Source organism: Streptomyces sp. NPDC048420 (assembly GCF_040651535.1).
Classification (GTDB): Bacteria; Actinomycetota; Actinomycetes; order Streptomycetales; family Streptomycetaceae; genus Streptomyces.
On the sequence record NZ_JBEZKG010000003.1, the window covers coordinates 506,307 to 526,689 of the forward strand.

General features: G+C 71.5%; 18 protein-coding genes. 3 read left to right on the plus strand and 15 right to left on the minus strand.

All coding sequences use genetic code 11. The features are described from left to right. Nucleotides 1-7 precede the first annotated feature (7 nt). Nucleotides 8-826: a helix-turn-helix transcriptional regulator gene (locus tag AB0D34_RS07190; RefSeq protein ID WP_362657736.1), complete on the minus strand. Its 819-nt coding sequence runs from the start codon at nt 824-826 to the stop codon at nt 8-10. 72 nt (nt 827-898) lie between these two features. On the opposite strand from AB0D34_RS07190, the gene AB0D34_RS07195 reads away from it, so the two are divergent. Beyond that, nucleotides 899-1,615 (plus strand): SDR family oxidoreductase, encoded by a 717-nt coding sequence (locus AB0D34_RS07195; protein WP_362657738.1) that lies wholly within the window; start codon nt 899-901, stop codon nt 1,613-1,615. 235 nt (nt 1,616-1,850) lie between these two features. Here the strand turns inward: AB0D34_RS07195 and AB0D34_RS07200 are convergent, their stop codons facing one another. The 9 genes from AB0D34_RS07200 to AB0D34_RS07240 all read right to left on the minus strand — a co-directional run bounded on the left by AB0D34_RS07200 (nt 1,851) and on the right by AB0D34_RS07240 (nt 11,458). Beyond that, the gene (locus AB0D34_RS07200) at nt 1,851-3,377 is read right to left on the minus strand and encodes a hypothetical protein (RefSeq protein WP_362657741.1); all 1,527 of its coding nucleotides are present in this window, start codon (nt 3,375-3,377) and stop codon (nt 1,851-1,853) included. Between the two features lie 174 nt (nt 3,378-3,551). Then, nucleotides 3,552-4,010: a MarR family transcriptional regulator gene (locus AB0D34_RS07205; protein ID WP_362657744.1), complete on the minus strand. Its 459-nt coding sequence runs from the start codon at nt 4,008-4,010 to the stop codon at nt 3,552-3,554. 53 nt (nt 4,011-4,063) lie between these two features. Then, nucleotides 4,064-5,602, minus strand: coding sequence for an ATP-binding cassette domain-containing protein (locus AB0D34_RS07210; protein ID WP_362657747.1), 1,539 nt, complete (start codon nt 5,600-5,602; stop codon nt 4,064-4,066). Continuing rightward, on the minus strand, nt 5,599-7,314 hold the full coding sequence (locus AB0D34_RS07215) for an ATP-binding cassette domain-containing protein (protein WP_362657750.1): 1,716 nt from the start codon (nt 7,312-7,314) through the stop codon (nt 5,599-5,601). Before AB0D34_RS07215 ends, AB0D34_RS07210 begins: the two co-directional genes overlap by 4 nt. Beyond that, the gene (locus tag AB0D34_RS07220; protein WP_362657753.1) at nt 7,304-7,549 is read right to left on the minus strand and encodes a hypothetical protein; all 246 of its coding nucleotides are present in this window, start codon (nt 7,547-7,549) and stop codon (nt 7,304-7,306) included. The genes AB0D34_RS07215 and AB0D34_RS07220 overlap by 11 nt, the downstream gene beginning before the upstream one ends. A 9-nt stretch (nt 7,550-7,558) precedes the next feature. Next, nucleotides 7,559-8,512 carry a cytochrome d ubiquinol oxidase subunit II gene (locus tag AB0D34_RS07225; protein WP_362657756.1) on the minus strand — a complete coding sequence of 318 codons (954 nt, stop codon included), beginning with the start codon at nt 8,510-8,512 and terminating at the stop codon, nt 7,559-7,561. Further along, on the minus strand, nt 8,512-9,846 hold the full coding sequence (locus AB0D34_RS07230) for a cytochrome ubiquinol oxidase subunit I (protein ID WP_362657759.1): 1,335 nt from the start codon (nt 9,844-9,846) through the stop codon (nt 8,512-8,514). Before AB0D34_RS07230 ends, AB0D34_RS07225 begins: the two co-directional genes overlap by 1 nt. After that, the gene (locus AB0D34_RS07235; protein ID WP_362657761.1) at nt 9,843-9,971 is read right to left on the minus strand and encodes a hypothetical protein; all 129 of its coding nucleotides are present in this window, start codon (nt 9,969-9,971) and stop codon (nt 9,843-9,845) included. Before AB0D34_RS07235 ends, AB0D34_RS07230 begins: the two co-directional genes overlap by 4 nt. A gap of 29 nt (nt 9,972-10,000) precedes the next feature. Next, nucleotides 10,001-11,458 (minus strand): MFS transporter, encoded by a 1,458-nt coding sequence (locus AB0D34_RS07240; protein WP_362657764.1) that lies wholly within the window; start codon nt 11,456-11,458, stop codon nt 10,001-10,003. Nucleotides 11,459-11,544: 86 nt separating this feature from the next. On the opposite strand from AB0D34_RS07240, the gene AB0D34_RS07245 reads away from it, so the two are divergent. Further along, nucleotides 11,545-12,813, plus strand: coding sequence for a multidrug effflux MFS transporter (locus AB0D34_RS07245; RefSeq protein ID WP_362657767.1), 1,269 nt, complete (start codon nt 11,545-11,547; stop codon nt 12,811-12,813). Nucleotides 12,814-12,895: 82 nt separating this feature from the next. Further along, on the plus strand, nt 12,896-13,948 hold the full coding sequence (locus AB0D34_RS07250; RefSeq protein WP_362657770.1) for a nuclear transport factor 2 family protein: 1,053 nt from the start codon (nt 12,896-12,898) through the stop codon (nt 13,946-13,948). 400 nt (nt 13,949-14,348) lie between these two features. On the opposite strand, the gene AB0D34_RS07255 is transcribed toward AB0D34_RS07250, so the two are convergent. The 5 genes from AB0D34_RS07255 to AB0D34_RS07275 are packed head-to-tail and all read right to left on the minus strand — an operon-like array spanning nt 14,349 to nt 20,179. Further along, the gene (locus tag AB0D34_RS07255; protein WP_362657773.1) at nt 14,349-15,752 is read right to left on the minus strand and encodes an MATE family efflux transporter; all 1,404 of its coding nucleotides are present in this window, start codon (nt 15,750-15,752) and stop codon (nt 14,349-14,351) included. 6 nt (nt 15,753-15,758) lie between these two features. Further along, nucleotides 15,759-16,787, minus strand: a complete 1,029-nt coding sequence (locus tag AB0D34_RS07260) for a cysteine synthase family protein (RefSeq protein ID WP_362657776.1) — start codon at nt 16,785-16,787, stop codon at nt 15,759-15,761. A gap of 29 nt (nt 16,788-16,816) precedes the next feature. Continuing rightward, the gene (locus AB0D34_RS07265; RefSeq protein ID WP_362657778.1) at nt 16,817-18,169 is read right to left on the minus strand and encodes a Y4yA family PLP-dependent enzyme; all 1,353 of its coding nucleotides are present in this window, start codon (nt 18,167-18,169) and stop codon (nt 16,817-16,819) included. Further along, nucleotides 18,160-19,149 carry an ornithine cyclodeaminase family protein gene (locus tag AB0D34_RS07270; RefSeq protein WP_362657781.1) on the minus strand — a complete coding sequence of 330 codons (990 nt, stop codon included), beginning with the start codon at nt 19,147-19,149 and terminating at the stop codon, nt 18,160-18,162. Before AB0D34_RS07270 ends, AB0D34_RS07265 begins: the two co-directional genes overlap by 10 nt. Nucleotides 19,150-19,186: 37 nt before the next feature. Then, a complete protein-coding gene (locus AB0D34_RS07275; RefSeq protein ID WP_362657784.1) occupies nt 19,187-20,179 on the minus strand; it encodes a TauD/TfdA family dioxygenase in 993 nt (330 codons plus the stop codon). Between the last annotated feature and the right edge of the window lie 204 nt (nt 20,180-20,383).

Here is a 20,383-nt window from a genome sequence, read left to right on the forward strand (position 1 = left end):
CTCCCTGTCACCGCCGGGGGTTCCCGGCCAGCCTGTGCAGGGCCCGCGCGGCCGGTGATCCGGGGTCGGCCGTGATCAGGACGACTTCCTGATCGTCCTCGGGTACGAGCAGGACGTCACAGTTCAGCCGCAGCGGGCCGGCTTCCGGGTGGTCGAGGGTCTTGGTGCGGTGCCCGGGAGCATGGACCGGACGTGTCCGCCAGATCTGCCGGAACTCCTCGCTGCCGCCGTGCAGTTCGGCCAGTAGTGCCGCCAGGTTCGGGTCGTGCGGGTAGCGTTCGGCGGCCCGGAGCAGCCGTGCCACCACGATGTGCCCGAACTCCTCGCTGCCGGCGCTCTCATGGAGCCGCCCCGGGCCCAGGAACCGGCGCCGGGCCAGGTTCGACGTCCCCTCGGCGAGGTCACCGCCGAGCAGTGCCCGGGCCAGGGGGTTCCAGGCGACGACGCCGTACCCCGCGTCGGTGACGACGGCGGCGGTCTGCGGCAGCCGCTCCAGCATCCGGGCCACGTGCGGGCGCACCCGCCGTACGACGTCGTGGCCGGGCGGCGGATGCGATCCCGCCAGGCGGAACAGGTGGCTGCGCTCGGCCGGTGTGAGCCGTAGCGCCTGGGCCAGCGCGTCCAGGATCCGGACCGAAGGGCGCGGTCCGCGGGCCTGTTCGAGGCGGGTGTAGTAGTCGACCGACATGTGGGCGAGGTCGGCCACCTCCTCGCGGCGCAGGCCCGGCGTACGGCGCGCGGTGCCCGTCGCCGGGACGCCGATCTCGTGCGGGCGCAGTCCCGCCCGGCGGTCCCGCAGGAAGCGGGCCAGTTCCTCCCGCGCCATGCCACCTCCCGGCGCCCGCCTGGTACAGGTTGTCCCTGGCAGGGCACCCACCGCCAGGGGACCGTGGTGTCCATGAACGATCGCACAGCTCTGGTCACCGGTGCCAACAAGGGCATCGGAAAGCACATCGCCCGGCTGCTCACCTCCGAGGGCTTCACCGTGTACGTGGGCTCCCGCGACCCGGAGCGCGGCGGGCGGGCCGTCGAGGAGATCGGTGCCGGCGCCCGGCTCCTGGTCCTCGACGTGACGGATCCCGACGGCATCGCACGCGCCGCGGCTCGGGTGGACCGCCTGGACGTGCTGGTCAACAACGCCGGCATCGCACCGTCCCTCGCGCCACCGGCCGAATCCGGCGTGGCGGAGTTCCGGCGCACGTACGAGACCAACGTGTTCGGCGTGGTGGCGGTGACCAACGCCTTCCTGCCGGCCCTGTGCCGCTCCCCGCGTCCACGCGTCGTCAACGTCTCCAGTGGCACCGCGTCGCTGACCTGGAGCACGAGCCCCAATCCGCAGTTCACCCCGGGCAGCGGTGGCGCCGCCGCCTACCGGTCCTCCAAGGCCGCCCTCAACGCCCTCACCCTCTACTACGCCCAGACACTGGCCGAGGACGGCTTCAAGGTCAACGCCCTCGCCCCGGGCCTACGGGCCACCGATCTCACCCCCGGCGCCGCCGCCACCGGCGACGACCCGGCCGAGGCCGCCCGGGGCGCCCTCCATCTGGCCCTCCTCCCGGACGACGGCCCCACCGGCGGCTTCTTCTCCTGGGACGGAACACCCGTGCCCTGGTGACGGGTGCTCAGCCATGGGCAGCGGCGGGGCTCCTACGGGGGAAGGCGTCCCGCCAGGCACAGCTGCACTCGCCGCGCCGGCCCTGGCCTGCCAGGAGCTCGTCGAGCAAGCTCGGCCAAGCCATGGTCGTAGCCCTGCCCGACGGCGCGCAGTTGCCGGCCCTCTCCTCGGCGGTAGCCGGCGAGCGCCTGAGTCGGCGGGTGAGCGATTCGGAGGGCGGGCCCACCCCCTCCTCCTATGCGCTGTCCGGCTCCGGCACCAGCTCCCACATCACGGCTGGTGGCAGCGACGGGTTGGCGGCAGCCGCTTCCGCGACTCGGCAGTCGTCGTCGGCGAGTAGTTCGACTATGACCGGCGGGGGAAGGGCCGGGTGCCCGGCTGCCAGGGGCCGTGCCCGCCGGTCCGCCAGACAGGCGAGCAGTGCCGGGCCCGTCGCGTTGCTGTGCTGGGCGATCTCGCGGAATGCCTTCGGCACCGGCGGTACGTGTCTGGTCAGGTCCTCCAGCAGTGCCGGTGATGCGTCCGGATTGGTCGCCACCTTGGAGATGACCCGAACCCCGTGCCGTTCGACCATGCTGCGCAGCTGTGCCTCCGACAGTCCCGGGTGGGGCGCGATGGACTTGACCACCTTCGCGTCAGGGTCGGCGGCCAGCGCGTCGCGGATCTCGGCCGGCAGATCGCGCCGTTCAGCCAGGAGCATCCGTACAGCCGGATTCGACGACCTGGACAGCTCCTTGACCTCGGCGGGAGAGGCGGCCGCAATCCTCGGCAGCAGGTCCGGGCCGATCTTGACGGTGCCGGCCAGGCGGGAAAGTACGTCGAGGGGCACGCGAGGGTTGTGCGCGAGCCTGCGCTGCACGTCATAGCCACTATCGGTCGCCAACATACGGATCAGGGCGTCCTCTGTCCCGGGGTTCTCGGCGAGTACGGCTCGTACATCGGGCTCAGGGTCGTCGGCGAGCCGCGCACGCACCTCCGGCGGCAGGTCGCGACGGGCGGCGAGTCGGCCGCGCAGCAGCGTCGAGGGGTGCTCGGCGAACCGGACGACGGCTTCGGTAGGCGTGGCAGGGTTTTGCAACGCGAGTGCCGCCGTCTCAAGAAGGGTGGACTCGTGGGACCCCGCGCACGAGGCACCGGGCCACAGATCGCAGTCGAGCCGGGCGCACTCCGGATCGTGCACGAACGGCGTCTGCTCACGGTCGCAGACCAGGCACCGCTCCGCGGGAAGCAGCCCCTCGCCGGTGACCAGCATCGCCAGCACATCTGGTGGCGTCGCCTCGTTGGCCGCCACCGCGCGACGGACTTCGGCATGCGGATGCCGCGCGAGGCGGGCGGCCATGTCCGCCGTCGTCCACAACGCGAGCTCCGCGACGACACATACGTCCGGGTCGGCGGACAGCATCTCCCGCACATCGGGCGGGAGTCCGGGGCAGGCGGCCAGCTTCTCCCGGCGCTCCACCTGCGGATCCGCCGCGAGAAGCCGCGCCCACTCGGGGGCATCGGTCCCCTCGTCAAGCAGGGCGAGCGCGGCCTGCGGCCATACGACAGGATCGACGTCGGCGGCGCTCAGCAGGCCCTCGTACGCGAGCAGCACAGCGCTTTCCGCGAACCCTGTAGCCAGGGCGACCGCCTGCTCGCGGCTGAGGTCGGCGCGATCCGCGAGGCTGTCTGCGATGTCCGCGTCCGCGACCGAGACCAGCCGGTCGACCAGCTCGAAGGGCAGCGCCGTATTGGCGGCGAGCCCGCGCAGTACATGGTTCACAGGAAGACATCCTGCCCGGACGGCGCTCGAACGGCCGGTGTATTTCTACGCCGTCGAGCGAGGCGGACGGGGAGGCCCGGCGGCGTAGCACCCCTGATGCGTCGACAAAGATGTCATGACAGCGCGCGCTCACGCTGACCGACGGACGAGCGGACTCGCCGCGCGGCAACAGGCTCAGCGGATGCGGGTGATGTGCTGGAACGCGGTGGCCAGTCTGGCGAGGTCGACGCCTTCGAGGCGGTCGAAGAGATGACGGCGGACGCTGGCGACGTGCACCGGCACCGCCTGTTCCAGGCGGGCACTTCCCGCATCGGTGAGGACGGCGTTGAAGGAGCGGGCGTCCTCGGTGGACTGTTCGCGCGAGACCAGCCCGTCGGCCTCCAGACGGCGCACGGTGCGCCCGAGCGCCGAGGCCGACTGCTGGACCAGCTCGGCCAGGTCACTCAGGCGCATGGTCCGGTCGGGGGCCTCGGACAGGAACATCAGGGTGATGTACTCCGTATGGCTCAGCCCCTGAGCCCGCTTCAGGTCCTCGTCGAAGGCGCGCATCAGTGCGGCCATGGCCGGCCGGAGCGCCCTCATCACTGCCTTCTCCTCGGCGGTGAGCGGGACGGCCTCGTCGCTGTCGGTCATGCTTCTACCTTAGCCTGATGTATTTACGTGCACACGCAATGTTTCGTCGGCCGTCATGCGTCGAGGCTGACCGTGATCCACGGTGGTGCCGGAGGCTCTGACGGCGCCGGTGGCTCGTGCAGGGCCAGGACCAGTACGGCGTCGGGCAGTCCGCGGCGCAGGGCGGCGAGTACCCGGGCGGCGGTGCCGGCGTCGAGACCAGTGGTGGGTTCGTCGACGAGCAGCACGTCGGGGCGGGTGGCGAGGGCGCGGGCGAGGTGCAGGCGGCGCTGTTCGCCGCCGGACAGGTCACGTCCGCCGACGCCGACCTTCGTTGCCGGTGTGAGTCCGCTGCGGTCGAGCCCCATGGCGGCGAGGAGTTCCTCGATCTCGCCGTCCGAGGCCCGGGGTTCGGCGAGCCGGATGTTGGTGGCCACGGTGCCGGTGAACACATGGTCGTCCGCCGACACACTGGTCAGCGTGGGCGGCCCGCAGGTACCGGAGGTCTGGTGCAGGGCCGCCGCGACGGCCTCCAGGAGGGTGGTCTTGCCGCTTCCGGAGGCACCCGTGACCAACAGGGTCCGACCGCGTGGGACCGTCACCTCGATGCGGCGGCCTTGCCGCGTCCGAGCGGCCGGGACCCGGTCCCCGGTCACCGTCAGACCGCGGTGGTCATAGGTGCTGTGGACGAACGGGGCGTTGGAGTGAGAGTCGGTCGACGAGAGCCGCTCCGCGGCGGTGCGGGCCAGCGCGCGTGCCTCCGCCGCCGCGACGAGGCGCTCGGCATTGGCCGCCACGCCCGTGACGAGCAGGGCGAGGAAGACAAGGGTGGTGACATCGGCGCCGTGTGCCTCGGCGAGCAGGACGGTGAGGAGCAGGGTGATCGCGCTGACCGCGCGGGTGGCGCCGAGGGCGCGGGCGGTGGCGGCCGTACGCCGGACCTGCTGGTCGTCGTAGGCGGCGAGGAGCTGCCAGGTGCGTTGCCGTAGCTGCTCGGTGGCGCCGAGCGAGGCCATCTCGGGCCAGGCGTCGACGGCGGCGGCGAGTTCGGTGCGCAGGGTGGCGCGCGTGGTGCCGGGATCGGTGCGGCCGCGGGCGGTGACCGTGGCGAGGGTGGCGGAGAGGGCCGCGGCGACGGCGACGACCACGGCGACGGCCGGGTAGCCGGCGACCGCGACGGCCAGGCAGCCGCCCACGGTGAGGCAGGCCGTCACGGTCATGGGTGTGGTCGCCTGGATGAGGGCCATGCCCTCGGTGTCGGCGTCGGCCATGACCCGGTCGAGGGCCTGCCCGGACCACTGGCCGTGGGTGCTGGAGTCCTCGGCCGCGCGGTCGTAGAAGGCGAGCCTGGCGGCGCTGATCCGGTGCAGTGCGGCGGAGTGCAGGACGACGCGGCTCGTGTAGTGGGTCGCGATCCTGCTCAGGGCCAGGCCGCGTACCCCGCCGCTGGGAGCGAGGTAGGAGAAGGTGCTGTAGGCGGTGGCGCCGGCCACGGCCGAGCCGGCGATGAACCATCCCGACAGTCCGACCAGCCCGATCGAGCAGCTCTCCGCGATCACGGCGATCAGCAGCCCCCAGAGGGGGACAAGGCGGAGGCGGCGGGTGTCTTTCATACGGCGGTCGCCTCCCGTACGGCGTGGAGGATGCCGTCGGCCAGGCCGAACACCGTGTCGGCGCGGCGGGTCAGGGCGGGTGAGTGTGTGGCGACGACGACGGTCCGGCCCTGTGTGGCGGTGCGCAGCACGTCGATGATGCGGGCCTCGGCGGCGGGGTCCAGGTGGGCGGTCGGTTCGTCGAGGATCCACAGGCCGGTGTCGCGCAGGAACGCGCGGGCTACGGCGATCCGGCGGGCTTCGCCGGTGGACAGGCCCGCGCCGCCCTCCCCCAGCCTGGTGTCCAGGCCGTGCGGGAGTCGTGCGACGACATCGGTGAGGCCGGCCGCGGCGACGGCGTGCTCGATGTCGGCCGGGGTGGCGGACGGTCGGGCGATGCGGATGTTGTCCGCGATGGATCCCGGCAGGAGGACGGTCTGCTGGCCGATCCACACGCAGGAGCCGAGATGCGGCTGGGACACCCCGGTGGGCGACTGCCATCGCACGGTTCCCGAACTCGGTTCCCGGGCACCGGCGATCAGCGACAGGAGGGTCGTCTTGCCGGCGCCGGACGGTCCGGTGACGGCCGTCCACCGCCCCCTGGGGAACGTCAGGTCCACCCGCGCCAGGACCGGCTGGTCCGCGTGCGGAAAGCGGAGGGCGACGTCGTCCAGGCGGATGTCGCAGGGCTCCGTCGTGGCAGACGGGTCCGGCTGCCGGAGCGGGTGTGGTTCCGCGAGCAGGGGCATCAGGGCGGGTGCCGCCGCGGCTGCGCGTTCCCGGCTGTGGTGGGCTGCCGCGAGTGTGCGCATCGGCTGGAAGTACATCGGGCAGAGCAGCAGTGCCAGCAGCCCACCGAACAGAGTCACATGGGGTGCCGCCGCGATGTGGACGTAGCCCAGCAGGGACAGTCCGATGTAGGTGGCGTTGACCGCGACGGAGAAGGTGATCACGACGTCGGTCACCGCTCCGGAGACGAAGGCGCGTCGCACGATCGCCATCGTCGTGTCGTTCAAGTCGGAGTCCGCGTCGGCCAGTTCGGCCCTTCTGCGGGTCAGCGCGCCGATGCCGCGGAGGGTGCGCATGCCGCGGAAGCTGTCCAGGACGACGGCGCCGAGATAGGTGGCCGCCGCCAGCCGTTCCTTGGCGCCCTCCTCGGCGAGCAGTCCGGCGAGGCGCATGTTCAGCGGGATGAGCAGGCTCGCCAGCAGGAGCACGACGGCCGCCGGCCACTGCACCGCCGCGGTGACGGCGAGGACGACGGCCATCGACGCACCGGCCGACAGACGTTGGGGAAGGACCTGGGCGTGGAAGTCGGCGATGTCGTCGGTCAGTTCGACGCTCGCCAGCGCCGCCGTCGCGGCGTCGGGCTGTACGCGCCGCCATCCGGTGGGCAGCAGCCCGGCCACCAGGTTCCGGCGGATCGTGGCACTGATCCTTCGGCGGCCCGCGGCCTGGGCCCGGGCCGCGCCCCATGCGGCCGCCGCGGCGAGCACTCCCCCGACTCCGAGCAGCAGGAGATCCGGCCGGAGCCAGGCCGTCTCCGTACGGTGGTCCAGGGCACGGGAGGCGATCCAGGCCAGGGCCGTCCACTGGACGACGGTGAACACCGTCTCCAGAACCTGGCACACGGCGGCCGTCCGCAGCTTTGGGCGTCCGGGCAGCGCGGCGGCGGCCAACCAGTCGCGTGCCTGTTCCGGCGGGATCACGGTCCCGGGCCGCTCAGTCGTCATCGTCGATCCGTCGGTGGTCGATGACCCAGGCAGCGGCCCCGACGGCCATGATGATCAGCATGCCGACGGTGCTCAGGACGTCGGTGTGGTACTTCGGGTAGCCGGAGAACATGCCCTGGCAGACGAAGTAGCAGAAGAGGCCGCCGGCCGTGCCCATGACGACGGACAGGGCGCGCAGGACGAACCGCGCGGCCGTCCGCAGGGGGCGGCTCGGCACAGGTGTGTGCATGGTCATCGACCGCTCCTATGCCTTGGACCCGGCGCCGAAGGCGCGGTGGGCGAACCAGTTGTAGAAGAGGATCAGCGGCATGTTCAGTCCGATCCCGACGGCGAGGAACACCATCGTGTTGTCGGGCGCCACGGAGCCGGTCACCGTGAGCGCGGGCGGGAGGATCACCGGGTAGCGGGCCACGACCACGGCGACACCCAGGGCGACGGTGGCGGTCACGACGCCGGCGAGGGGCAGCGCGTCGCTCCCGGCGGCGGGCCGCTGTGTCACGAGCGCGGTCCCCACCCCGACCGCCGCGAAGAGCAGCAGGCCGGTGAAGGCGATCGCGCGCCCGGGGCTGTGCAGGTTCAGCGGCGCTGCCGTGCCGCCGACGGCGGCCAGGGACGCGGCTCCCAGGACCGTCGCGAGTGACGTGGCCGCGATGCCCCGGCGGGCGGCCGTGGCCCGCAGTTCGCCGGTCGCCTTCCACTTGGTGTACGCGCAGCCCAGGGCCAGGTAGCCGCTCGCGACGGCCAGTGCGGTCAGTACGGGGAACCAGCCGAAGTCCGTTCCGTCGTACACCCGGTCGCTGTCCGTCAGGGTGCCGAGCGTGAAGCCCTGGGCCAGTGCGGCGGCCAGCGAGGCGATGCCGAACGCCCGCTGCCACCGGGTGCCCGGCGGTGCCTGGGAGACCATCTCCACGGCGACGCCGCGCACGATCAGCGAGAACAGCATGACGATCAGGGGGAGGTAGGCGTGGGGCAGCACGGTGCCGAACGCGAGGGGGAAGCCGGCCCACAGACTGACGCCCAGCAGGACGAGCCAGGTCTCGTTGCCGTCCCACGCGCGGGCGACGTACTCGATCGTCTCGAACCGGTGCCCGGCGTCGCGCTCGAAGAGCGTGGCGATGCCGATGCCCAGGTCGTAGCCGTCCAGGACGACGTACATCAGGAGGCAGAGCAGGATCAGGACGAACCAGGTGCCGGACATCATCGCGCCTCGATGGTCATGAGGGGGAGGTCCCGCTCGGGCCCGGTCCGCATCGTGCGCACGATGTAGGCGACGTATGCGCCCAGCATGACCAGGTACAGCAGCGAGAACCCGAGGACTGAGAAGAGGAGTTCGCCGGGGGCGAGCCGGGAGACCGCGGCGGAGGTGCGCAGGTGCCCGAAGACCAGCCACGGCTGCCGGCCCGACTCGGCGGTGACCCAGCCGCCGAGGATCGCGATGATGCCGACGGGGGTCGACCACGTCAGGAACCGGTGGAACCGCCGGGCGGTCCACAGCTTGCGGCGCAGGCGCAGGACGGTCGCGTAGAACACGGTGCCGAACATGAGCAGGGCCGCGAAGAACATGGCACGGAAGCCCCAGAAGACCGCCGCCATGTCGGGCCGGTCGGCCTTCGGTGTGAGATCGAGACCGGGAGCCGGTGTCCTGCAGGTGAGGTCCTTGGCTATGGCGCTGCCCAGGCAGGGGACGGAGAGTTCGGCGATGTTGCGCCGGGCCTGCTGGTCGGGGATGGCGAAGATGACGTAACCGGTGTTCGTGCTGGACCAGTTGCCCTCCAGCGCTTCCAGCTTGGACAGTTGCCGGGGCAGTTCGGCACCGGCCACATGGTCGCCGAGGAACAGCTGGAGCGGCAGCAGGATCGCCGCGACGCCCAGCGCGATGGACACCGACCGGCGGGCGAACGCCTTGGCTCTGCCCTTGACCAGGTAGTGGGCGCCGATGCCCGCGACGAAGAAGGCGGCGGAGATCATCACCGCGGCCAGCATGTGCGGCCAGCGCCACACGAACGACGGGTTGAAGATGACGTGCGTCCAGTCGACCGGCTCGAACCGGCCGTGCCGGAAGGCGAAGCCGGACGGTGTCTGGAGCCATGAGTTGGCGGCGATGATCCACGTCGAGGACAGGACCGTGCCCAGCGACACCATCACCGTCGCGGCGAACATGGTGCCGCGCCGGACGCGGCCGTCGCCGTACAGCAGGACCCCGATGAACCCCGCCTCGACGAAGAACGCGGTGACGACCTCCATGCCGATGATCGGGCCGATGACCGGTCCGGTCTCCGCTGCGTAGCCGCCCCAGTCGAGCCCCATCTCGAAGGTGATCACGACACCCGCGACCACGCCGATGGCGAACCCGACGGCGAAGATGCGCCGCCAGAAACGGAACATCTGGAGATAGACGGGGTTGCCCGTCCTCCAGTGCATCCCGTACAGGACGCACAGCAGGACCGACAGTCCGACGGTGATGGCCGGGAACGTCATGTGGAACATGACGGTGATGGCGAACTGCCAGCGGGAGAGGGCGAGCAGACTCACGCCGCCTCCTGGTGTGCGGGAGCGGGCAGGTGGAATGCGGCACGTCCCGGCTGCCGGTCCTCGAACTCAGTCAAGCTCGTGGTGAGGATGCGGTACGGGCAGGCCCGTGGGTCGATGGTGGTCATGGTTGCTCTTCACTGGATACGGCCTGGTGTCAGGCGTCGGTCACGGGAGTGCTGACGGCGCCCGGGGTGAAGCGGGGCAGCGCGGCGGCGCCGAGGGCGAGAAGGGCGACGATGCCGATGTGGACGTACTCCACGGTGGCGAAGGCGTGCGGGACCCCGTGCGGGGCGAGGCTGATGTAGAGGGTGCCGAGGGTGGCGACCCCGAGGGCGAGGCCGCTCTGCTGGAGGGTGATGAGCGCCCCGCTGCCGATGCCGCCGAGGTGGGTGGGCACGTCGGCGAGGACGCTGCGGAACAACCCCGCGAACAGCATCGACTGGCCGGCTCCGGCCAGGGCCAGCGGCGCGGCCATGGCCCACAGGCTGACATGCGGCCAGCCGGTCACGAGCACCGCCACCAGCCAGGCCAGACCGGCCAGTTGTACGACGGCTCCCGCGGCCAGCGCGGCCCGGCCGAAGCGGCTGATCAGACGCGGGGCCAGCACGGAGCCCGCGAAGAACAGCAGTGCCATGGGGAGGATCGCGAGACCGCCGTGGAGGGCGTCTTCGTGCAGCCCGTTCTGGACGGTCAGGGCGAAGACGAACATGAACGCGCCGAATCCGATGCTGAAGGCCAGCACCATCAGCAGGCCCCGGGACATCGACGGCAGCCGCAGCAGCGACGGCGGCAGCAGCGGCACCTCTCCGCGCCGCTCGGCCCGCCGCTCCACCAGGTAGGTCACGGCGCCGAGGACCACCGCCAGGGCGAGCAGCGCCCACGACCACCAGGGCCAGCCCAGCGCATGCCCCTCGGTCAGCGGCACGAGCAGGGCGACGAGGGTGGCGGCGAAAAGGACGGTGCCGGGCAGGTCGACGCCGACCGGGTGCGGGGACTTGGTCGCGGGCACGATCCGGGCCGCGACCAGCAGGACGACCAGTCCGATGGGCACGTTGACCAGGAAGATCGGCCGCCAGCCGGTGCCGGCGATGTCCGCGCTGACCAGCAGCCCGCCCACCAGCTGGCCGACCACCGCGGCGATGCCCGAGGTCGCCCCGTACAGGGCCAGGGCGCGCGCCTTGCGCTCGCCGTCCAGGGTGTGGTGGAAGGTCGCCAGCACCTGCGGCACCAGCAGCGCGGCGGTGGCTCCCTGGACGATCCGGGCCGCGATCAGCAGGTCGACGTCCGGTGCGAGGCCGCAGGCCAGCGACGCCAGGACGAAGCCGACGAGGGCTCCGAGGAAGAGCCGGTGGCGGCCGTACCGGTCGCCGAGCCTGCCGCCGAGGACCAGCAGGGCCGCGTAGGCGACGCCGTATCCCGCGATGACCAGCTGCAACGAGGACGTCGACGCGTGCAGGGAGGTGTCGATGCTGGGCAGGGCGACGTTGGTGATGAAGAAGTCCATGATCGGCAGGAACGCGCCCGCCAGCAGGATCAGCACGCCGAACGGGGGCAGCTCGTCGGCGCGGTCCCGGGTGTGATGCCGGGCGGCGTGTGTGCGTGTGGTGGTCATGATGAGCCTTCTCGGGGCGAAAAGTTACTTGCGCATGTAACCATAAAACTTGCGTGCGCCAGCAATCAACCTGTAGAGCTGTAGACATGACTCACAGCGACACATCCGGCCCGCTCGTCGTGGCGGAGCGAGCCGCCGGGCGAGAGCGCGGCCAACCGAGAGCGGGGCTGCTGCTCGTGCTGGCCCTGCTGACCGCCGTCGGCCCGCTGGCCATCGACATGTACGTGCCGGGCTTCCCCGCGATGAGCGCCTCACTGCACACCGGCGGCTCGGCCGTCCAGCTCACCCTGACGGCCTTCCTGGCCGGCGTGGTCGTGGGCCAGCTCGTCATCGGTCCGCTCAGCGACGGTGTCGGCCGGCGCCGACCGCTCATCGCCGGCTGCGTGGGATTCGCCCTCACCGCCCTGGCCTGCGCGCTCGCTCCCGGCATCGCGGCGCTCCTGGTCGCCCGTTTCGTGCAGGGCGTGGCCGGGGCGGCGGGGATGGTGCTCGCCCGGGCGGTGATCCTGGACCGCTTCCGCGGGCACGACGTGGCCCGGTACATAGCGCTGCTCGGCCAGATCATGTCCGTCGCCCCCGTCGTCGCACCGATCATCGGCAGCGCGATCACGTCGGCCTGGTCGTGGCGGGCCGTCTTCCTGACCCTGGGCGTGATCGGTGTGCTGCTCGCCACCGGGGTGATCGCCAAGGTGCCGGAAACGCTGCCGCCGGAGCGCAGGCACCCCGGCGGGCTGCGCGGTACGTTCCGCGCGATGGGCCGCCTCGCGCGCCACCGGGCCTTTCTGGGCAACACCCTGGTGCTCGGCTTCTCCTCGGCGGCGCTCTTCGCCTACATCAGCGGCTCCAGCTTCGTCTTCGAACGTGTCCACCACCTGTCGGCCGGCATGTACGCGCTGGTCTTCGCCGTCAACTCGGCCGGTCAGCTCGCCGCCGGTGCCGCCTTCTCCCGGCTGGCCCGTCACCTACGGATGAACACCCTGCTGACGGCCTCCGTGGCGGTGGCGACAGCGGGAGCGCTCGCCCAGGTCGTGATCACGGCCGTCGCGGGCGAGAGCCTCACCGCCTCCTGGGTCACCCAGTTCGTCACCATGTCCGCGTTCGGTGCGGTCGTCCCGGCCGCCATCACCCTCGGCCAGAACCTGGGCCGCACCGCGCCGGGAGCGGCATCCGCGCTGCTGGGCGGACTCCAGTTCACCCTCGGCGCCCTCGCCTCCTCGCTGGTCGGACTCTTCGGGGGATCCGGCTCGCTCCCGATGGCCTCGATCATGCTCGGCGCGCTGATCCTCAGCGCGCTCGCTCTCGTCGTCCTGGTCCGCCCCTGGCAGAGCCATGGCGAGGTCACGGCCGCCCACTGACCACTCGTCTTCCGGCGCACCTCACGATCCGCCCCGCGCCGGCTTTCCCCCACAGGCACACACGAAAAGAATCGAGATCCCGATGAAGGACAACTCCGGGGCCACCCGCGGCACCACGCGGCGCGGGCTCCTGCGCGGCGCCGCCGTCGGCACCACCGCGCTCGCCGCGACCTCCCTGCTGCCGGCCGTCGACGCGTGGGCGGCCCCGCGCGAACACGGCGGCTCCGCGTACGACGAACACGGCGGCCTCCAGTACGTGAACGGAGTCGACGTACTCCCTGACACCTCCCACGCCACACCGGCCCTCGCCGCCCACATCCGCGGTTACTACCAGGCCAAGAGCGACAAGAACCTCGACTGGCAGATGTCGTACTTCTCCCGCACCCGGTTCACCTACATCGACGCGATCCTCGGCTGGCACTGGTACGCGTGGCAGGACATGCGCACCGCGCTGGCCGGGTGGTACCCCACCTGGCCGACGAACAGCAGGTCCTACCCCACCCGGCTCCTCGGCGACACCACCAGCGCCATCCTCGTCTTCACCGACACGCCCGGCATGTTCGGCCCCGGCCAGGTCCGCAACTTCGGCGCGGTCAACTTCGGCCGCGACGGAAAGATCGAACGCTGGGTCGACTACTGGGACGCCCGTCAGTTCGGCGTGGCCGGCTGGCGGAAGGAGCAGGAACCCCCGGCCCAGTGGCCCACGGACTTCCGCCAGTCCACCGTCGGCGAGACCGCCTCGCCCCTGATGCGGCACGTCGCCACCAGCCTCGCGAACGCCCTGCGGGCCGGCGACATACCCGCCGCCATGCGCCTGTTCTCCACCGACGCCGTCTACGAGGACGTACCGGCGCACCTCCAGATCACCAGCCGCGCCAGCATCCAGACCTTCCTGACGAAGGCCGCCTCGGCACTGCCGTACATCGGCGCCGACACCGGCCTGCGCCACGTCCTGGGCAACGACACCGGCGGAGGGTACGAGTGGACCGCCGGCGACAGCCCGGTCCCCCGCGGCATCACTGCCCTCGAACTCGACCCCTGGGGCAGGATCGAGCGCCTCACCGCCGTCTGGAACGGCGCCTACGCCGACACCGCCATGCTCACCGACCTCGCCGCCAGGGCCATCGAGCACTAGGGCCTGTCCGGCGGATCAGGCCGGCTGCAAGGGACGGTGCTGATCAGTGCAGGTGAGGGGGCGGTGGGGCCCCTCCCGCGCGAGCGAAGCCGAGCGTGGGGGAGCGTCTGGCTGCAAGGCGGAGGAGGGCGTCGACGCGGAGCGTCGGCAACCGACGCCAACGCCGCAGACAGGCGTGCCAAGCCCCGCGACGCCGGCATGATCCGCCGGACAGGCCCCAGCACCGGCTGCGCTTCGTCCCGTCCGGCCGAGGCCGCCGCCACGTGGAACGGGGCCGATCGATCCAGCGCAGCATCGATCGGCCCCCGACAGCGATGAACCGCACCCGACTGGCTGCGTCACCCACGGCTCGGGCCCGGTCGGGCGCCCCGCTCCGCGCCGATGAAGTCGCAGGAGGGACTCAAGCGACGGCCGGCTCCACTGCGGCACGACGGGCCAGCGCCTGGTTGTAGCGGCGCAGCAGGAGCAGCGCGGTGGCGGCGAGGCCGGTGAGGAGGCCGAGCCACACACCGACGGTCTCCAGGTCGGCGAGGTTGCCCAGCAGCCAGGCGGCGGGCAGGCCGATCAGCCAGTAGCCGACCAGGGTGATGCGGAAGCCGCTCTTGGTGTCGTCGAGACCGCGCAGCAGGCCGACGCCGATGTTCTGGGCGCAGTCGAAGAACTGCAGCACCGCTGCGAGCAGGAGGAGGTTGGTGGCGATGTCCGTCGCACTGTTCCCTTCGGCCGCCGACGGGTCCAGGAAGGGGCGCAGCACCAGGCCGGGGACGGTCAGATAGACCACGCCGACCACCGCCATCACTGCCGCCGCGCAGGCCAGTGCCGTGTTCTTGATGCGTCGGGCCGCCGCGATCCGGTCCAGGGCGAGTTCCCGGCTGACGTTGAGGGACGCCGCGTGGGAGAGCCCGACCGCTATCTGGAAGACGATGTAGATGAGCTGGTTGACGGCGGTGTGCGCGGCCAGGGCGGCGCTGCCGAAGGTGCCGATGATCAGGGCGACGACGGAGAAGAAGCCTGCCTCGGAGCCGTAGGTGGCGGCAATGGGCATGCCCAAGCCGGTCAGGCGGCGCAGGGTGGCCGGGCGGGCCTTCCAGATCCGGACGTCCAGCAGCGGGGCGAGCTTCGGGTCACGGCGTGCGGACAGGTACAGGGCCACACACGTGAGCGCGTACACGAGTGACGTGGCGACACCGATGCCGGGCAGCCCCAGTTCCGGAAATATCCAAGTACCGTGGACCAGAGCCCAGTTGAGGCCCGCGTTGACAGCCACGGACGCGATGGTGATCTGGAGCAGGGCCTGCGGCCGGCGCATGCCGACCGTGAACTGCCGTATCGCCTGGAACCACAGGCAGGGGATCAGGCCGGGCGCGAGCGCGAGCAGCACCGGCCAGGCCGTGTCGACGACGTCCGGGTCCTGGCCGAGGAAGGTGACCGCCCGCCCGATCAGCAGGATGACGAGCGCGCCGACCACGCCGGACAGGGTGGCGAGGGCGAGGGCGGCGCGGACGATGTCCCGCACCTCTTCCCTGGCCGCGTCGGTGAGTTCCTCGCCCTCCTCGGGACGGGCGGAGGCGGCGGAGACCTGGTTTCCGACGGCGGTGACCATGCCGACGCCCATGGTCCGCAGCTGGTTGAAGATGACCAGCGCCAGGCCGCCGCCGGCCAGCGCCTCGGCGCCCATCAGACCCATCATCACCGTGTCGGTGGTGGTCAGGGCGACCTGGGCGAGCTGGGTCAGGACGAGCGGGACGGCCAGGGTCGCCAGGGCGCGGCTGTCGCGGAGCAGTGTGGTGAGCGGTGTCGGCATCGGGGTTCAGTTCTCGCGGAGTTTGGTCAGGAGCTCGTCGATCTCACGCTCGACGGCCGGGTCGGTCAGGTCGCGGGCGTGCATCCAGTCGTCGTCGAAGACGGTGTCCATGTACTTCTCGCCTCCGTCGTTGACCAGCGCGACCATAGTCGTGCCCGGCGCGAGGGAGGACATGCGGGTCAGGGCCTCGTACACGACCCCACCCGCGGAGCCGCCGATCAGGAGGCCGAGCCGGCGGGCCAGCACCCGCGCGGTGGCGAACGCCTCGACGTCGCCGACCTTGGCGCCCTCGTCCAGCAGGTCGTAGTCGACCATGGCTCCGATGGTGGCGCCCTCGGGCGTGCCGGTGCCGGACTGGTAGTAGTCGTGGGCGGGCGGCCCGAAGGCGATCGACCCCTTCGGCTCGACCCCGACGATCCGCACCCCGGGCACGGTCCGACGCAGTTCCCCGCCGGTCCCGAAGAGCCCGCCACCCGTCCCGACGGCACCTATGAGTACGTCGATACGGCCGTCCAACGCGGCGTGGAGTTCATGCGCCACCGGGCGGTAACCGTCCCCGTTGGCCAGGTTGTTGTGCTGCTCGGTGAAGTAGGCGTTGTCGCTCTCGGCGGCCAGTTTCTCGGCGAACTCCTCGCGGGCGGCGGTGGCCAGTTCCTCGTCGCCCTCATCGGCGACGTAGACGAGTTCGGCGCCGAGCGCTTTCATGCCGCGGAGCTTGTCGGCGGCGGCGTGATGGTCGACGACGGCGGTGAAGGTGTAGCCCCGCTCGGCCGCGATCACGGCCAGGCCGAGGCCGGTGTTGCCGGAGGTCGACTCGACGATCCGCCCGCCGGGGCGCAGCAGCCCGCGATCCTCGGCGTCGAGGACCATCTGCCGGGCCATGCGGATCTTCGCTGTGCCGGTCGGGTTGAACTGCTCCAGCTTGAGCAGCAGTCGGCTGCCGGTGTCGGTTCGGCACAGTTCGAAGAGCGGGGTGTGGCCGATGAGGTCGGAGACACGGCTGACCACGGCGGGACGCGAGAGCGCCTTGTCCATCGGATGGCTCCAAAGAGGTGAGGGGAGAGTCAGTCGAGTGGATGGCGGTCGAGCCGCCAGCGGACCGCGCCGCCGGCGGTGTCGAGGACGACCTTCGGGGGGAGCGGAAGCTCGTGGAACGGGGATTCGTTGGAGTCCATCTGGTATCCGGCGGTGTTGGGGTAGACCAGCAGGTCGCCGACGGCCGGGCGGGCGGGGAACCGCACCTTGCGCCAGGTGACCATGTCGGACTCCAGGCAGGTGGCGCCGCCCACGCAGGCGGCGTACGGCTCACCCTGCGGCTCGTGGGCGGGCAGCAGTACCGGATCCGGCAGGTACTCGCTGTTGAACCACTGCTCGGACAGGCTCAGGCTGCTCCCGTCCACGGTGACGATGCCGTAGCCGTCGCGGTCCTTCACGCCCTGCACACGGAACACCGTGCATCCGGCCCGGTCCAGCAGTGCCCGGCCCGGCTCCAGCATGAGCCGCACGCCCGCCGCACGCAGTCGCCCGGCGAGACCGTCCGCGGTGAGGACGGCACGCAGTGCGTCGGCGCCCGCCACCGGGGAGTGGTACGGGTAGAAGTCGCCCCGGTCGAAGGACTTCCCCGCGTGGTAGTGCTCGGGCCGCTGCTCGCGCAGGAAACCCTCCCAGTGCCCGGCGTCGGTGTAGTCGACGGCGAAGCCACCGCCGATGCTGATCCGGTCCGCCCGCAGCCCCATGACCCGGGCCTTGAGGCACAGTTCGACGAGTTCGTCCGCCAACTCGGCGCGCAGCAACGGGTCGTAGCCGGACAGATGGAAGGAGAAACCCTCCATGGCGACGGCGTCCCGGGCGGGCGCGCACCGGGCGAGGGCGGTCTCCAACTCCGTGTCGTCGAACCCGAAGCGGCTGTGCGGCTGGACCGGGGGCAGCCGCCGCAGCATCACCCGCGCCGGACGGGCCAGGGCGCGCGCCTGCGCGAGGACACGCTCCAACTCATCGAGCGCGTCCACGGCGATCAGGCACCCTTGCAGCACGGCGACCCGCAGCAGTCCGTCGGCCTTGGCAGGCCCGGTGACCACCACATCCTCGCCACGTACCCCGTGTCCGAGCGCGTCCCGCAGCTCTCCGGCGCTGGCCACGTCCACGCCCCTGCCGGCCACCGCACAGCGGTCCATCCACACGGCGGCCTTGTTGGCCTTCTTCGCGTAGTACACCCGCCCCTCGACACCGGCATCGCTCAACACACCTTCGAATGCCGCTGCGTTGGCGTCGAAGCGCCCGGGCAGCAGCAGGTGGAACGGGCCGCCGAGCGCATACGACAGCTCGTGCGGCAGCGCGCTGCCCAGGATCGCGTCGAGCTCGGGATCCGGGTGGGCGGGCAGCCGAGGCGCCGCCACGCCCAAGTGGGTCACTGCCACAGCGACACCCGCGTTCCCAGGCCCTGTTCGACAGCGAGCTGCGCGAACCGGTGCCCGAGCGCGATGTCGGTCACCACCAGGCCACTGTTGTAGGCGAAGATCCGCTCGTCGGCCGAGCGCCGGCCCTCTGCCCGTCCCGCCACGACCTCGGGGAACTCCGCGTCCACGGGCGGGAAGTTGCCGTCGGCGTCGGCCATGTCGGTGCCGGTGACCTTCATCTGTGCCTCGCTGGTGGCGATCACCCGGTCCGCATCGTGCAGGGTGGAGGGCGCGATGCCGTGGCCGACCAGGACGGACAGGGCACCCGGCTTCAGGTCGGACGCCTCGACCGCGGCGGGTGTGTGCTGGCCGGCTGTGGCGACGACCACGTCGGCGTCGGCCGCGGCGGCGCGTACGTCGTCCACGACCTCCAACTCGCGGTCGGGGAAGTAGTGGTGGAGCTGCTCGCGGACCGCCGCGAGACCGTCGGGATGGGTGCCGTACACCATGAGCCGGTCGAGCTGAGGCATCGTGGTGAGCAGGAACGGCAGGGCGAGCCGGCCCTGGGTCCCGGTGCCGATGACCAGCGCGCTGCGGCTGCCGGGCGCCACCAGCTCGCGGGCGAGCAGGGCGGATACCGCCGGGGTGCGCAGGGACCCCACCCGACCGCAGTCCATCATCGCGACCGGCAGTCCGGTGACGTCGTCGTAGATCGTGAGGGTCGTGTAGTAGTGCTGCTCGTCGCGGCCCTTGTCCAGGCCGTGCTTGTACGACGTCTTGATCGCGACGACCTCGCGGACGCCGTCCCGGCCGAGCATGGCGTACGAGACGGAGTGGCCGTCCTCGGGCTTCACGGTGAGTTTGCGCGGGTTGGCCGACTTGCCGTCGGCGAGGGTGCGGTAGGCGTGCTCGACGACGTCGACGACGTCGGCCAGGGATATCTCGATGCCGGCGATGTCACTCGTGCTGAGCAGGCGCAAGGATGTGTCGTCCGCGGTCATGGCTCTTCCTTTCCGGGCGGGGCGTCGAGGCGGGGCCTCAGAGATGGGCCACGAGCGCGGCCTGGCCGTAGCCGTGTTCGTCCGCCTCGGCCAGCGGGCGGCTGCGGCGTCCGGGGACGCGTACCGACGCGCGCTTGAGCCAGCGGTCGGTGCCGTCGTAGCGAGCCCGGAACGGCACCCGGCCGTGGACGACCAGGTCGTTGTCGACGACCAGGACGTCACCGGGCTCCAGGGCGACGGCGACCGACACGCGTTCCAGCTCGGCGGTCAGCCGGTCGTAGGCGGCGCGGTAGTCGGCGGGCGCCTGGTCGAGCGGGGTGTAGGCGGGGTCGTAGCGCAGGGTCGGGCCGTGCTCGGTCTGCCACAGGGCGGGGACCTTCGGCGGCTCGCCGCCCGCGAAGCCCTGTGCCTCGGCGTAGGCGTCGTCCGGGAGAATCGGCAGCACCGGCCGGGACAGCAGCGCCGCATCGTCCGCGTCGAGGCGGACCTTGCGGATGCTCGCGGCGGTGGTGGCGACGGCGTTGTGGTTGCGCATGCAGGCGAGCAGCAGCAGGTGGGCGCGGCCGGGGTGGAAGGCGTCCTCGGTGTGCGGGCTGAGCAGCACGGTGCTGCTCGCGCCGGTCTGTTCGTCCTCGTGGCCGGGAGAGGGCACGATGTTGTGCACGAACCGGCCCTCCTGCTGGCCCTCCCAGGCGATCGGGTGGCCCATGGCGGTGGCGAGCAGCAGCAGGATCAGGTCCCACTCGGCCGCGCAGTCGCCCGCCGTGGACCAACTGGCGGGCGTGGGGCCGATGCCGCCGTCGTCGACGGGCAGGCCCCGCAGGACGTACAGGCCGTCGTCGGTGTCGACTGGCCGGCACTGATGGCGAATCGTTTCGTCAAGGCGGGCGGCGGAGCTTGCGATCTTGCGGAGCAGTTCGGGACGCGCGGCCGAACTGCCGAAGTCGGCAAGGATCTTCTGGGCGGTGGAGGTCAGCTCGTCGACTGCGTCCGGAGCGAGCTGCCGTATGGGTGCGGCTCCCGTGGGCATGGCGGAGTCATCCGTTTCGGGTGCGGGTGCGGGTGGGACGGATACGCGTTCCTGTGATCCTTCTGTGCCTCGGCGGCCGAAACGTATCAGTGGGATTTAGGTAAGGCAATCCTTAGTTAGATCATGTGCTCCCATCGGTTCACTGTCACGCCCGCCGTGACGACTTGTGCTTCCGTGCGCCGATTTGACGCCCCGACAGAAATC